Annotated in this window: 10 protein-coding genes; 5 read left to right on the forward strand and 5 right to left on the reverse strand. The window is 40.9% G+C overall.

Features of this window, described 5'->3' with window-relative positions:
* Window positions 1-150 precede the first annotated feature (150 nt).
* The 3 genes from AAEY94_RS18075 to AAEY94_RS18085 form a co-directional block, all read right to left on the reverse strand.
* Window positions 151-393, reverse strand: a complete 243-nt coding sequence (locus AAEY94_RS18075; RefSeq protein WP_101088355.1) for a hypothetical protein — start codon at window positions 391-393, stop codon at window positions 151-153.
* A gap of 259 nt (window positions 394-652) precedes the next feature.
* Window positions 653-1012: a hypothetical protein gene (locus tag AAEY94_RS18080; protein WP_101088356.1), complete on the reverse strand. Its 360-nt coding sequence runs from the start codon at window positions 1010-1012 to the stop codon at window positions 653-655.
* An 11-nt stretch (window positions 1013-1023) separates the two neighbouring features.
* Window positions 1024-2052: a hypothetical protein gene (locus tag AAEY94_RS18085; protein WP_101088357.1), complete on the reverse strand. Its 1029-nt coding sequence runs from the start codon at window positions 2050-2052 to the stop codon at window positions 1024-1026.
* A 552-nt stretch (window positions 2053-2604) separates the two neighbouring features.
* Here AAEY94_RS18085 and trxB point away from each other — a divergent pair.
* A complete protein-coding gene (gene trxB / locus AAEY94_RS18090) occupies window positions 2605-3558 on the forward strand; it encodes a thioredoxin-disulfide reductase (RefSeq protein ID WP_101088358.1) in 954 nt (317 codons plus the stop codon).
* A 64-nt stretch (window positions 3559-3622) separates the two neighbouring features.
* Here trxB and AAEY94_RS18095 read toward each other — a convergent pair whose 3' ends face one another.
* A complete protein-coding gene (locus AAEY94_RS18095; RefSeq protein ID WP_101088359.1) occupies window positions 3623-4183 on the reverse strand; it encodes a GNAT family N-acetyltransferase in 561 nt (186 codons plus the stop codon).
* A 179-nt stretch (window positions 4184-4362) separates the two neighbouring features.
* Between AAEY94_RS18095 and AAEY94_RS18100 the strand changes: the two genes are divergently transcribed.
* The 3 genes from AAEY94_RS18100 (at window position 4363) to AAEY94_RS18110 (ending at window position 11720) form a co-directional block, all read left to right on the forward strand.
* Window positions 4363-5550 (forward strand): efflux RND transporter periplasmic adaptor subunit, encoded by a 1188-nt coding sequence (locus AAEY94_RS18100; protein ID WP_101088360.1) that lies wholly within the window; start codon window positions 4363-4365, stop codon window positions 5548-5550.
* 5 nt (window positions 5551-5555) lie between these two features.
* On the forward strand, window positions 5556-8741 hold the full coding sequence (locus AAEY94_RS18105) for an efflux RND transporter permease subunit (RefSeq protein ID WP_350979493.1): 3186 nt from the start codon (window positions 5556-5558) through the stop codon (window positions 8739-8741).
* A gap of 276 nt (window positions 8742-9017) precedes the next feature.
* Entirely contained in the window at window positions 9018-11720 is a 2703-nt protein-coding gene (locus tag AAEY94_RS18110; protein ID WP_101088362.1) for a bifunctional acetate--CoA ligase family protein/GNAT family N-acetyltransferase, read from the forward strand.
* A 180-nt stretch (window positions 11721-11900) separates the two neighbouring features.
* On the opposite strand, the gene AAEY94_RS18115 is transcribed toward AAEY94_RS18110, so the two are convergent.
* On the reverse strand, window positions 11901-12923 hold the full coding sequence (locus AAEY94_RS18115; protein WP_350979495.1) for a GGDEF domain-containing protein: 1023 nt from the start codon (window positions 12921-12923) through the stop codon (window positions 11901-11903).
* A gap of 398 nt (window positions 12924-13321) precedes the next feature.
* On the opposite strand from AAEY94_RS18115, the gene eco reads away from it, so the two are divergent.
* On the forward strand, window positions 13322-13888 hold the full coding sequence (eco, locus tag AAEY94_RS18120; protein WP_192114858.1) for a serine protease inhibitor ecotin: 567 nt from the start codon (window positions 13322-13324) through the stop codon (window positions 13886-13888).
* Window positions 13889-14124: the final 236 nt, after the last annotated feature.

The raw sequence follows: 14124 nt of genomic DNA on the forward strand, positions 1-14124 counted from the left end.
TTCATGCAGAATCTCCCTGCGTATATATTACGAGAAAATTCTACTTTTGAAATCTACTATTTTTAGGGGGGATTACCAGAGGATAGATGTTTTTGTTAGCTTTTACTTAATATTACTCATCGATGTAAAATCAATCACCCAGTAACACTACTAACTCTTATGGATATATAGATAGTAAATAATTAATCCAAGAGTAAAAATACTTACCAAAGAAATAATGTAGAACCACGCAAGTTTTTTGTCTTTGCTTCGACTAAAGCGCTTTGTCGCTTCAATATTAACAAGAGAAGCATGACGTTTGAGGTTGGGCCAAGCTATAACCCCAGCGTAAGCAACCATTCGTGCACCAATACCTTTATCCCAAGCTGGGGGCTCTATCCCTTCTTTCAACATTTCTTGCTCAAGATGTTTAATAGTAATGCGGCCAAATAAAAATATGGCAGTACCTCATATAAGCAATACAATAAAAAACACTACAGCCATCCAGCTTTCAGTTGATAGTTCTAACATAAATCCCTCGCTATAGGCTATTTAATCAGTCACCTAAATTAAAGGCTTTATTAGCTCCGAATATCCCAATCCCATTACCGGCCTTAGTCACCACAATACCGATTGTTATCGTCGTATCTAAATATTAAGGCAACCAATTTTGCTAGTTATCAGGGCCGTATAGATAAGCAACAGTGAACATAAGAGTAAAAAACACAACACTAGAGATCTGTACAAATACAGCCAAATACCAGTCGACTTTTCGACTAAAGCGCTTGGTAGCTTCTATGTCAACAATAGAAGCATGCCTTTTAGCGTTAGGGCGCATGATAATACTCGCATAAGCGGGGTATCTCATACCTATGCCTTTATCCCATTCTGCCGGCAATATGTCCTCTTTTGCCATTTCGCGCTCAATATGCTTAACGGTAATTCGGCCAAACAAAAGTACAGCAATACTCCACATACAGAAGGTAATAAAAAAAAATATACCCATCCAGTCTTCAGTTGATAGTTCTGACATGAATACCTCCTTTACAGGCTATTAAGCCAATCTCCGATATTATAGGCTTTATTGGCAGCCCATTTCCCAGCAATATCTCCACCTTTAGCCGCTACAACTCCAACCGTAATGGCAGTACCGATAATAATGACCCATCCAACAGGCGTAGCTAGCATAGCAACACCTAGGCCGGCTGCTACGACTTGACCTCCCCCCCATAAACCAGCAGCTGTACCTATACCAAAACCGGCAGTTTCAACCGCGGCACGCTTTTGCCAATTAGCTCCAGCTAAATAATCAACATGTACATTGCCCGCACGAATCCCAGCATCAAGCACAATTAACCCTTTACCGAGAACATTAGCTCCCATTTCAAAAGCACGTAAATTTTGAAAATCGACTGTAGAGGTAAATTGAATCGGTTTTATGGACCTACCGCTTTTTGCTTTATTGATACCTCGATCAGCATTACTGTAAACAGTACCTCTTTTGCTTTTGACCCGACCAATGTATTTATTGATTTCTGCTTGGAACTTTTGATTAAAGTCTTTCCCTAGTTCCCTTGCGTTTTGTTCTAACATCATCATTTGGGCTTTAGGATATTTTGCTTGTGCGCCAATTCTTACTTTCTCTAATGCATCTTGAAGTTTATTAGCGGCTTTAGCAAAGTTACTTAATCTTGTATCTAAGGCAGTTGATGCTGCGCCTATGGCTCCTATGCTTTCATTGCGCAGCATGGGTGCTAACTCTGCTTGATAAAAATCAGCGAGTGCTTGTAGGTTTTCGCCTCCAAACATATCATCCATCAAAGCGATATTTCGTTTTGCTTGTTGTGGTAAAGATTGTATTTGATTAAGCGTGCAGACTAATTCAGGTCTTTCTTGGCGCCAATTAGTGCCATTAGTGTTGCCATTACGCATAATGAAAGGGGTGCCAGCAGAAACAAAAGCACCATTAATATGTGGATTGTCTTGTTGAAACGTAGCAAAGACTTGTTCGTTATTTGGGTTAACTGGGTAGGTATTACTTTTGCTATAGCATAGCTCTATATTATTTGGCATCGTTTAATCCTTTAAAAAAATCAATCCTATTGAAGCTGCTATGAATCATTTGAGCTTCAGTCAATGAGCAATGAATATATCATCATTAAAAAAAAATGATGTATAATTGTTAACCTAATATAAGGTTTTAGCTATGAGCGATGCCGTTTCATTGGAATAAATGATATTTCTCCGTTCCAAGGTGTGCTATCAGAACAGCAATATTTTAATCGCCATTTTATAAACAATTGTTTTTTTGCACACCTGTTATAATTTGTTCACGATAAAAGGCCTCTTACTATCATTTATATCCTTCATTACTCATTTGATATATTTTAACGTTGAGGTTACTTTTATCTGTGCAGGTCATAATGATTAACTATTCTATTAAAAAATCAACAAGCGCTAACTAGTTTTGATTTGTTTCAGGTAACGTCACTCACCTGAAACGGAATATTTACACAATAGATAACCCCAATCGATTTCCTGCACTCAACTTCACTTTACCCGCAGCGGTAAATTCCATACAATCCCATGCAAATTGCTTAAGGCATGTTATCGGAGAACAAAATCATGAGTGAAGCTCGTCACGTTAACCTACTAATTTTAGGTTCTGGCCCTGCTGGCTATACCGCTGCTGTTTATGCTGCGCGTGCAAATTTAAATCCTGTGATGATCACAGGCATGCAGCAAGGTGGTCAATTAACCACTACGACTGAAGTAGAAAACTGGCCAGGCGATGCTGAAGACTTAACTGGTCCAGCATTAATGGAACGCATGCAAAAGCACGCTGAGAAGTTTGATACCGAAATTATTTTTGATCATATCAACGAAGTGACACTAACTGAGCGACCTTTCCGCTTAAAAGGTGACAACGGCGAGTTTACGTGTGATGCACTCATTATTGCTACTGGCGCATCGGCTAAATATTTAGGCCTCCCGTCTGAAGAAGCATTCATGGGCCGTGGTGTTTCTGCCTGCGCAACATGTGATGGTTTCTTCTATCGTAACCAAAAAGTTGCGGTGGTTGGTGGTGGTAACACTGCAGTTGAAGAAGCACTTTACTTAAGTAATATAGCTTCTGAAGTTCACTTAATTCACCGTCGTGACAGCTTCCGTTCAGAAAAAATTCTGATCAATCGCTTAATGGATAAAGTTGCGAACGGTAATATCATTTTACACCTAGACCAAACACTTGAAGAAGTGACGGGTAACGAGATGGGTGTAACCGGGCTTAAGAAGAAAAGCACTAAAGATGGTTCAGTGACCGATTTAGAAGTCGCTGGTGTGTTTATTGCGATTGGTCACAGCCCTAATACTGGTATTTTTGCTGGTCAATTAGAAATGAATCACGGTTACTTACAAGTAAACAGTGGTTTACAAGGCAATGCGACTCAAACTAGCATTGAAGGCGTATATGCTTGTGGCGACGTAATGGATCAACATTATCGTCAAGCTATTACTTCTGCCGGTACGGGTTGTATGGCTGCACTTGATGCTGAGCGTTATTTAGACGCTAAAAAGTAATCGACAGTATGTAATACAAAAAAAGAGCAGCTCAGGCTGCTCTTTTTTATTGCCTTAAAAAACATTACACTGCTTTTTGATAAAACACGGCTTCAGTATCACCTAATGGATCACGGTGAATACTTTTATGCTGAAACGTCATACCAAGTTTTTTCATAATCACAATTGAGGCAATATTTTCCTCTACTGCTATCGCACTCACATGAGTCACGTCATCAGGCTCACTGACAGCATCCATGACCGCTTTGGCAGCTTCTGTAGCATAGCCTTTACCCCAACAAATATGCTTAAACCGCCAACCTAACTCTAAGTTATGCGGTTGTGCTTGGGTAAAAAAGTGCATCGGTCTGACTAATACCCAGCCTAAATACTCGCCGCTTAACCCGTGTTGGTCATTGGCGTAACAATCGAGCGCATGGACTTTCCATAATCCCCAACCTTTTGGCGGATTTAAATATTGAGCCAATCTAGGTAACATGATCGTATCTATCTGATGCTGAGTGGTTTTATTGCCGCCATTAAGAAAGTGCATGACTCGTTCATCTTGGTCTAGTTCAAATAATAGTGCGCTGTCATTAAGAGTCATTAATGACAGTTGTAATCTAGAGGTGTTTTCAATCTGCACAATATCTGTTCCCTAAAGGTTTTATGTCATGAGATCACATGCAAGTAGTTGACACACAAGTTTACACAATGAAACAACAAACACTAAACATATCGATTAACATATACAGTAGAAAAAAGACTATTGGTGGTATGAAATGAACTTACTGCAAAAATATCGGATTATAAAAAGGAAGCATTGTGGCTACTAAAAAACAAATAATATTACCCATCATAGTATTAGGTATTGGAATAGCCGGTTTAGTTGGCATTGCTGCACTAAAAAAACCGCCTGAAGAAAAGCCTGAAGTTGATACCACCCCTTTAGTGTCTGTTCAAGCACTTGAATATAAACCGATGACTTTTTCTGTCAGTTCATACGGTGTTGTCGCGGCAAAATACGACACCGAACTCGTCGCACAAGTCAGTGGTGAAATTATTTATTTAGCCGATAAATTCGTCAAAGGTGGCTTTGTTAAAAAAGGTGATGTTTTAGCTAAAATTGATCCCAGTGACTATGAAGCTGGATTATTAGATGCTCAAGCAAACATAGCCTCGTCTAAAGCCAACATGGTACAAGAACGAGCCAATGCCGAAGTTGCCTTACGTGAATGGGCCGAAATAACCAGCAGTAAGCCAACTGATCTTAGTTTGCGCAAGCCGCAATTAGCACAAGAATTAGCCAAGCTAAAAAGTGCTGAAGCGGGTTTATTACGTGCACAGCGCGATTTAGAGCGGACTGTTATCCGCGCGCCGTATGATGCACTTATATCCAGCCGTGAAATCGGTTTAGGCGCATACGTCACCACTGGCAGCAAAATTGGTCATGTTTACAATACTGATACAGCAGAAATTCGCTTACCGCTAGCCGATAAAGAAATGCAGTATTTGGATAAAAAAGGCACTCATGCTGAAGTACGATTAGCGGGAAACTTTGCCGGAAGCAAACAAGAGTGGATAGGAAAAATTGTTCGCAGTGAAGGCGTGGTAGACAGCAAAAGCCGGATGACATACCTGGTTGCCGAAATAGACGATCCATACGGACTCAATAGCGATAAAAATGAATTACGATTTGGCACCTATGTTACCGCCTATGTTGAAGGCAGTAATGCCGGTAATGTGGCCATTATTCCGCGTCATTTGATTGTAAATGGTTTAGTTGCTGTGATGGATAGCGACAAAACCTTACGCTATAAACCTGTTAACATTATTCGCCAAGAAGGCGCGAATGTCGTGATTTCCGAAGGTCTTGAATCAGGAATGCAAGTAATAACATCAGCGCTTGATTATCCGTTAGAAGGTATGCAACTTGCTCTGCCTGAAGATAAAATCTTACAAGATGAGTCAGTAGAAACAGAACAAACTGAACTTGCGATGGAAGGTAAATAAACATCATGGACGATACTAACAAAGGAATTATCGCCTGGTTTGCCCGCAATAGCGTTGCGGCAAACTTGTTGATGATCATTATCATACTCGGTGGTCTGTTGACCGCTAATACAATCCGTAAACAGTTCTTCCCTGCCGTTGAAGTTAACTGGATTCAATTTAGCGCCGTGTATCCAGGTACTGCACCACAAGAAGTGGAAGAAGGCATTACCATTAAGATTGAACAAGCCTTAGAAAGCGTTCAAGGCTTAAAAAGGGTTATTACCTATTCGAATCGTAATATAGCGCAGGGATATTTTCAGGTTGAAGACTCATATGATCCACAAGTCGTACTTGAAGAGGTTAAGTCTGAAATTGACTCCATCTCAACCTTTCCAGGCGGCATGGAGCCCCCAAAAGTTGAACGGATTAAGTTTCGCCAAGAAGTAATGTATTTAAGCCTTTATGGTGACTTAAACCAAAAGCAACTCAAAGATTTAGGCGAGCGCATTAATGATGAAATCATGCAATTGCCTGGGGTCAACATTAGCGAATATTATAGCGGCTTAAGTTATGAAATTGGTATTGAAGTCAGTAAAGACCGTTTACGTGAGTTTGGGATAACGTTTAATGATGTGGCTGAGGCTGTTCGTGGCTATTCACGCAATATGTCTGCAGGCCAAATCAAAGCAGAAAATGGTTACATCAATTTACGCGTTCAGAATCAAGCCTATGTGGGTTACGAGTTTGAACAGCTGCCTTTATTGACACTAGATGATGGTACCAAAATCTTATTGGGTGATATTGCCACCGTAAATGATGGCTTTGAAGAAGGTATTCAATACTCTAAATTTAATGGTAAAAATTCAGTTACCTTTTTCATTGGCGCGGGTAAAAATCAAAGTATTACTGATGTGGCAGATACCATTAATAGCTTTGTCGATAAACAGCAAAAAATATTACCACAAGGTGTCAAACTTGAACCTTGGGTAGACATGACTTACTACTTGGATGGCCGTTTACAACTGATGCTCGACAGCATGAAAAGTGGTGCGATATTAGTGTTTATCATGCTGGCTTTGTTCTTGCGAGTTCGATTGGCTTTTTGGGTGATGATGGGACTGCCTGTATGTTTCCTCGGTACCCTATTGTTTATGCCAATGGCATTTATTGATGTGACCATTAACGTTATCAGCTTGTTCGCCTTTATCTTAGTGCTGGGGATCGTGGTCGACGATGCCATTGTGATGGGCGAAAGTGCTCACAGTGAGTCAGAAGAACACGGCCAAAGTATTGACAGCGTTATCCGTGGCGTTAAAAAAGTCGCTATGCCAGCTACATTCGGGGTACTGACCACGATTGCCGCTTTCCTACCGATAACCATGGACGATGGCCCATCATCAGCATTTGGGCAAGCAATCGGTTTTATCGTTATTTTATGTTTATTATTTTCATTAATAGAATCTAAATTGATTTTGCCTGCGCATTTGGCGCACATGAAAAAACCAACCATTGTTAAACCTGGTTCAAAAAATCCATTAGATTGGTTACGTAATGGGGTTAATTTTGTTCAAGGTAAAATTGATCGCGGTTTAACGAAATTTATTAAGTCTATCTATCGCCCTTCCCTTGAATTAGCGGTTGAGTATCGTTACGCGGTCATCATGTTGTTTATTAGCTTGATCTTAGTATGTGTTGGGCTCTATATGGGCGGTTTGGTTCGTTTTATCGGTCAACCAAAAATTCCACACGACTTTCCTCGAGTCACCGTTGAAATGAACGTTGATGCATCAGAAAAATCGACGCTCGCGGCCGCACTGGCCATAGAGCAGACATTATATGATGTTGATAAAAAGATTGAGCAGCAATATGGCCAGAAAATGATTTCTGACATGCAGGTCGATCTTAAAGGGCAAACAACGGCTGAAGTGATGACTAAATTGGTCGATCCATCACTCAGACCAATGGATACCTTTGCTTTAGCAGACTTATGGCGCAAAGCAATGCCACAAATTCCTGGGGTTAAATCGTTTAGCGTTCAAGACAGTTTAATGGGTGGCGGTCGTGAAGACGGTGACATTAGCTTTAGGCTTGAAGGTAAAGATGAAAGTCAGTTGGTTGCAGCGTCATTAGCTCTAAAAGCCAAGCTAAATTCACTTAAAGGCGTCAGCGACGTAAACGACAGCCGCCAGTCAAGTGCTAAAGAAGTGCAGTTCCAATTAAAGCCATTGGCCAATGCATTGGGCTTAACCTTAGCCAATATCGCCTCACAGGTGGGTAATAGTTTTTACGGTCTTGAAGCACAACGTATCATTCGTAATGGCGAAGAAATCAAAGTGATGCTGCGCTACCCTGAAGAGCAGCGTAACTCAATTGCATTGGTACAAGATGTGATGATTAACACCCCACAAGGTGCAGAGTTACCCTTATCTGAAGTTGCGGAAATCAAGGTCGTGCAAGGCGTAAACAGTATCCGCCGCGAAAATGGTAACCGAACCATTAACGTGTGGGCCAATGTAGATGCAGATCAAACTGAACCGTTTAAATTGGCTAAAGATATCCGTGATAACTTTATGCCAGAGTTGCTGATTAAGTATCCACGCGTCCACAGTGAAGTATCTGGCAGTATTCAAGAGCAATTAGACAGCGCAGATACACAAATGCGTGACTTTATTTTATCGCTATTGCTGATTTATAGTTTGTTGGCTATTCCACTGCGCTCATATATTCAACCTATTATGATTATGTCGGTGATTCCGTTTGGGGTTATCGGTTCCGTAATGGGACACATCATTTTAGGCATCGATTTAAGTGTGCTATCGATGTTTGGTATTATTGCCGCTGCTGGTGTTGTGGTGAATGACTCACTAGTGATGGTGGATTATGTCAATAACTCCCGCAAAGCGGGTGTGCCGATGAAACAAGCCGTGCTCAATGCAGGTTGCCGACGCTTTAGAGCTATCATGCTAACCTCATTGACAACATTCATTGGTCTAGTGCCGATTATGGCTGAGACCAGTATGCAAGCTCAAATGGTGATCCCAATGGCTGTTTCATTAGCGTTTGGGGTGTTGTTTGCGACTGTGGTGACCTTATGTCTCATTCCATGTTTGTATATTGCTATTGAAGACGGTAAAGCATTGATCCGCAAGGTCATCAATATTTACGTCCCAGCTCATTCGTCTACGATATCTGTAACCGAACAGCATTAAAGCAGCAATAATAACGACAATAACACCGACATTGACTAAGGGCCTAAATGGCCCTTTTTTATTGCATTTTTATGACCGAGACAATGCTCTGAAATCGAGTCTATCGATGGTTTTTTTTGATGAGATAATTGATTACCAATGATTAAGTGAGTAATTGGTTTTATTCATAAAATGGCCCGTCTGTTAAAATAATCTCTTTATCGTTATTCGATAAAATATTATGCTAATCTAGTGTTAACAACCGTGTTTATTGCCAGCCAGCTAAGGTCACATTTTATGAGTCAACGCAGCATTAATGCACTCTTTAAACCCACTTCGGTGGCAGTCATTGGCGCATCTAACGGCAATAAGCGTGCAGGTAAAGCAATCATGAAAAACCTGCTATCAGGCGGTTTTTCTGGGCCAATAATGCCTGTCACACCCAAATATACCGCAGTAATGGGTGTATTGGCGTACCCCAATATTGAAGCATTACCGATCAAACCTGATTTAGCCATTATTTGCACCAACGCCTTAAGAGTGCCCAGTATTGTTGAACGTTTGGCTCAATTTGGCTGTAAAGTTGCGATTATTATGGCCTCTGGCATGGCATCGCAAACTGACGAGCAAGGTAATAATTTACTTGAACTCACCAAACAATATGCTAAACGATACGGAATGCGCTTATTAGGCCCCAATAGTCTGGGAATGATTTTACCGCCTATTGGACTCAATGCCAGTTTAGCGCACGCAGGAGCCAACGTAGGCAAAATTGCATTTGTGTCGCAATCAGCAGCCATTTGCACCACGGTACTCGATTGGGCCAACAACAAAGGTATTGGCTTTTCGTCGTTTATTTCACTCGGTGATGCCACCGATATCGACTTTGATGAATTACTCGATTATTTAGGCCGCGACAGTAAAACCAGCGCTATCATGCTGTATATCGATTCCATTAACGAAAAACGTCACTTTTTATCTGCCGCTCGCGCTGCCTCACGCAATAAACCCATCTTTGTGATTAAATCCGGTCGCAGCCGTGAAGGTGTGCAAGCCGCAATGCTCCATACTGGTGGTATTGGTGGCAACGATGCCGTTTATGAAGCCGCTTTTAGACGTGCCGGTATGTTAAGAGTAAATGATTTAATTGAATTATTTGCTGCGGTAGAAAGCCTTGCTCATTCGACCCCATTAAAAGGTGAACGATTAGTCATTATGAGTAATGGCGGCGGCCCTGCTGTATTGGCCGCGGATGAGTTGATTATTAAAGGTGGCAAACTGGCACAATTGTCAGAAAAAACCGTCGCTGAACTGAATGCTATTTTACCCAATACTTGGTCACAACAAAATCCTATCGACATGATTGGTGATTCAGACAGCCAACGCTATGCAGATACATTAAAAGTACTTATGAGCAGTAACGATACTGACACTATTTTGGTGCTACATTCACCATCGGTATTAGGTGAAAGTGTTGATATTGCTAACAGTATTATCGACACCATCAATCAACACCCTAACCGCAATAGAATCAATATGCTCACCAATTGGAGCGGTGAAGACTCAGCTTATTTGGCCCGTAAACGGTTTACCAAAGCTGGCATTCCGACCTATCGAACCCCTGAAGGTGCCGTAAGAGCATTTATGCACATGGTCGAATACCGTCGTAACCAAAAGCTACTCCAAGAAGTACCGCAGTCGATACCTGATAATATTCCGACTGACAGCAAAGCGGCACGACTATTATTACAACGCGCTTTGGATAATGGTCAAACAGTGGTTGAAACCCATCAAGCCGTTGATATTTTACGTGCTTACGGACTCAATACCATTGAAACTCGATTTGTAAAAGATGTTGATGAAGCGGTTAATGTCGCCAACCAGGTCGGTTATCCTGTGGCGTTAAAAGTGCAATCACCAGACTTGTTGTATAAATCTGATGTGCACGGTGTAGTGCTAAATTTAGCCTCTGATGAAGATGTCAGTCACGCCGCCCACTCTATTATTGACCGGGTGCATCAAACTAATCCTTCAGCCAAAATTGACGGATTAATTATTCAAAAAATGGCATTAACCGCAGGAGCACAAGAAATTAGGGTGTCGGTAATTAATGACCCTGTATTTGGTCCGGCAATTTGTTTAGGTGAAGGAGGATCCGAATGGGACCCAACACGCGACGCTGCGGTTGCACTGCCACCGTTAAACATGGCACTGGCTCGTTATATGGTGATTCAAGCACTTAAAACCCATAAGCTGCGAGACCGTCATTTGCCACTCGGCCTAGACATGAATGCTTTATGCGTGATGCTGACTCAAATATCTCACTTAATTATTGATTGTCCTGAAATTGCCGAAGTAGACATTAATCCTGTTTTGGCCGCGGGTGAGAAAATCACCTTGTTAGATGTCAATATGCGGCTTCATGCCACCCCGCAAGACAACATTAACCGTTTAGCGATTTTGCCCTATCCAAAAGAATTAGAACAAACTACCACGTTAAAAAATGGTCTTGAGATAATGTTACGGCCTATTTTGCCAGAAGATGAGCCTAAACACTTAGATTTTGATAATTCGTTAAGTGATGAAGACAGATACAAGCGCTATTTTGGAGTGCGATCACGCATGACCCATGAAGAAATGGCAGTATTAACGCAAATTGATTATTCGCGTGAGATGGCATTTATTGCGACGACAATGACAGAGGATGGTGAAGAGCTAACATTAGGGGCTGTAAGAGCGTCTATCGACCCAGATAATACCGAAGCCGAGTTTGCTATGGCGGTTCGCAGTAATTATCAAGGGATTGGCTTAGGCAAGTTACTACTGGAAAAACTGATTGCTTACTATAAAACCAACAATACACTTTATTTAACGGGCTTTACCATGTTTGAAAACCGCAGTATGGCCAACCTCGCCAAGTCACTTGGGTTTACGGTATCATTTGATATGGAAGAACATTTAATAAAGATGCACATGGATTTACAACCTAAAGCGCAATAACATTTTGGTTGTGTTAAATGTAATCAACAGCAGATAAACATAAGCCCACATGGATCAACCGCTAAAAAGTTGATTCGTTGTGGGCTTAACGTTTTTAAATCAAACATTGGTTACCGAAACATTGGTTACTGCAAACAAGCAAATTAAAAGAGCATCACACCGTAAAACCACCGATTAATGTTAACCAAATTTGACGCAATTTTTGCCGGCAGCTTTTGCAATATAAAGTTGTTCGTCAGCCCGCGATAATAAGGTATCTACATCATCACCCGTTTGAATAGTGGCCACTCCAATAGAAACGGTAATATGCCCCAGGTTTTGTTTCTTTTCTTTACCGATAGAAAGCTGTTTTAGTGTAATTCTTTCACGTATTTTTTCCGCCACGTTAACGGCATCAATAAGCTTGGCATTGGGTAACATTACCACAAACTCTTCACCACCATAGCGAGCAACCAAATCATCACCTTTAACGGTATTTTTCATGGCTAAAGCCACATAAGCCAGCACTTTATCGCCAATTAAGTGGCCAAAAGTATCATTAAACATCTTAAAATTATCAATATCAATCATCAACAAACTGCATACCGTTTGAGTGTCGACAAACTTGGTGACCTGCTCTGTAGCAAACAACTCATAAGAGCGGCGGTTCTTTAACGATGTAAGTTCATCCGTCATAGCCACTTTACTCAAATTTTCCATTTCGTCTTTAAGGTTAGCAACTTCTTCAGATAATGACTCGAGGCTCGCAGACATTTGGCGATTATTAGCAATGACTTGATCAACTTCGGCGACAATGGAACCAACGATAAAATTGAGCTCATCAGCATTAGGATTTGTTTGCAGCTTTTCGCCAAATTGATTGAGGTTAGATGAAAAAGATTCCGTGCCAACATTTAACTGCTCAATCTTATTAAGTAAGCTGTTAATCAGAATTTGAGTTTCGATTTGGACGTTTTCAATAATTTCTGGTGATTGTTCTTCAATAAATCGATTGTATAAACCTAAATTAACTTCGGGAGTAAATTGAACACCATTAGCAATTAAACCGTCAATTGCGCGTTTTAAATTAAGGTTACTCTCAGCAAAATAATCAAACCAAATAGCATAGTTTTCTGGCGTGACAGGAATAGCTAAGTCTGCCATTTTAGGTAACGCTAAATGCAGTATATGCGAGGTTTGTTCAAGATTTTGGGTATTATGCATCGAAGGCGATACCTTATTAATAAATACAATGTGTCAAAGGTTATCAGTATGTTATGTCATACTTATGAACTAAACTCAATTATTGATGTTGTCCAATAAACAAGCATAAATAAAAAATAATCATTTTAACCCTTTTCATGCCAAGCAGCGTTTACACTAACTAACTCATACCACTCTGACGAAAGAGCGAGTAAATAAGGTTAAGCTGGATTGTTTGATGCCAAACCTGCTATGAATTATATGCACAAGGCAATTGGTAGGTAAAAGACGATTTGGCCTCTTTTTCTGGGATTAATTGTGAGAAGTACACACTATACCTTAGCGTTTGTGTGTACATACGGACAATACAATGCCGTTTTATGCGAGATGGTATTACATGCATTTTAAAAGGACAGAATATGAAACGAATCAGTGTTACAGATACCATAAAATTCGTGATGACGGTTACGGTCATCTGTGCCGGTGTCATCTCGTTTGGATCGCGAGCTACCAGTCCCGTTGACAATCATTATCTGAACACCCTGAAAATTAACACTACGGTTATGGATGTCAGTCAATATCAGCCGCAACGAGCCAGTAAAATGTATCCAGCCCCCACTGAGGGCATGGTACAACATGTACTGACCTTGCCTGAACTGAAAAATGAGCAAGATTACATGTTTGAAGTGCAAATAGGTCAAAATCAAATCGTCGATTGTAATAAGACCAAGCTCATCGGTGACATTGACAAAGTATCATTAGCCGGCTGGGGATATGTCTATTACCTAGTCGAAAAAGTGATGCAAGGTCCGACAACCAAAATGATGTGCACTAACGCTAAATCAGCTGAGTTTATCGTGCTTAATGAAGCACTGACATTACGCTATGACAGCCGTCAACCTAAAGTGTTTTATTTACCAGAAGGCACCGACTTACGATATAGGGTGTGGAAAACTGCGAGCGAGTTTGTGTTTAGTGGCCAATAATGATTAGACACAAAGAGTTTATCTTTATTCTCGGGCTACCTTGTCAATCTGTTGACGATTTATGGGTATTTGATTTGGGTTAGTTGAACCCTGCCTAACGGCCAATGTGGGTGCTGTGACAAGCGCAATGACATTAGTCGAGCAGATTGATGCGGGAGATGATACTACACTTGTACAATGGCTAAGCGACGATATTGCCATGCTTGGAAACGTGATATGAAAATAGCACATCAATT

Source organism: Shewanella sp. AC34-MNA-CIBAN-0136 (genome assembly GCF_040309945.1).
Classification (GTDB): Bacteria; Pseudomonadota; Gammaproteobacteria; order Enterobacterales; family Shewanellaceae; genus Shewanella.

Excerpts from the sequence above, each read along its gene's own strand:
- eco (WP_192114858.1), top strand. The coding sequence starts at position 13,322 with ATGAAACGAATCAGTGTTACAGATACCATAAAATTCGTGATGACGGTT.
- AAEY94_RS18110 (WP_101088362.1), top strand. The coding sequence starts at position 9,018 with ATGAGTCAACGCAGCATTAATGCACTCTTTAAACCCACTTCGGTGGCA.
- AAEY94_RS18085 (WP_101088357.1), bottom strand. The coding sequence starts at position 2,052 with ATGCCAAATAATATAGAGCTATGCTATAGCAAAAGTAATACCTACCCA.
- AAEY94_RS18075 (WP_101088355.1), bottom strand. The coding sequence starts at position 393 with ATGTTGAAAGAAGGGATAGAGCCCCCAGCTTGGGATAAAGGTATTGGT.
- AAEY94_RS18115 (WP_350979495.1), bottom strand. The coding sequence starts at position 12,923 with ATGCATAATACCCAAAATCTTGAACAAACCTCGCATATACTGCATTTA.
- AAEY94_RS18080 (WP_101088356.1), bottom strand. The coding sequence starts at position 1,012 with ATGTCAGAACTATCAACTGAAGACTGGATGGGTATATTTTTTTTTATT.
- AAEY94_RS18105 (WP_350979493.1), top strand. The coding sequence starts at position 5,556 with ATGGACGATACTAACAAAGGAATTATCGCCTGGTTTGCCCGCAATAGC.
- trxB (WP_101088358.1), top strand. The coding sequence starts at position 2,605 with ATGAGTGAAGCTCGTCACGTTAACCTACTAATTTTAGGTTCTGGCCCT.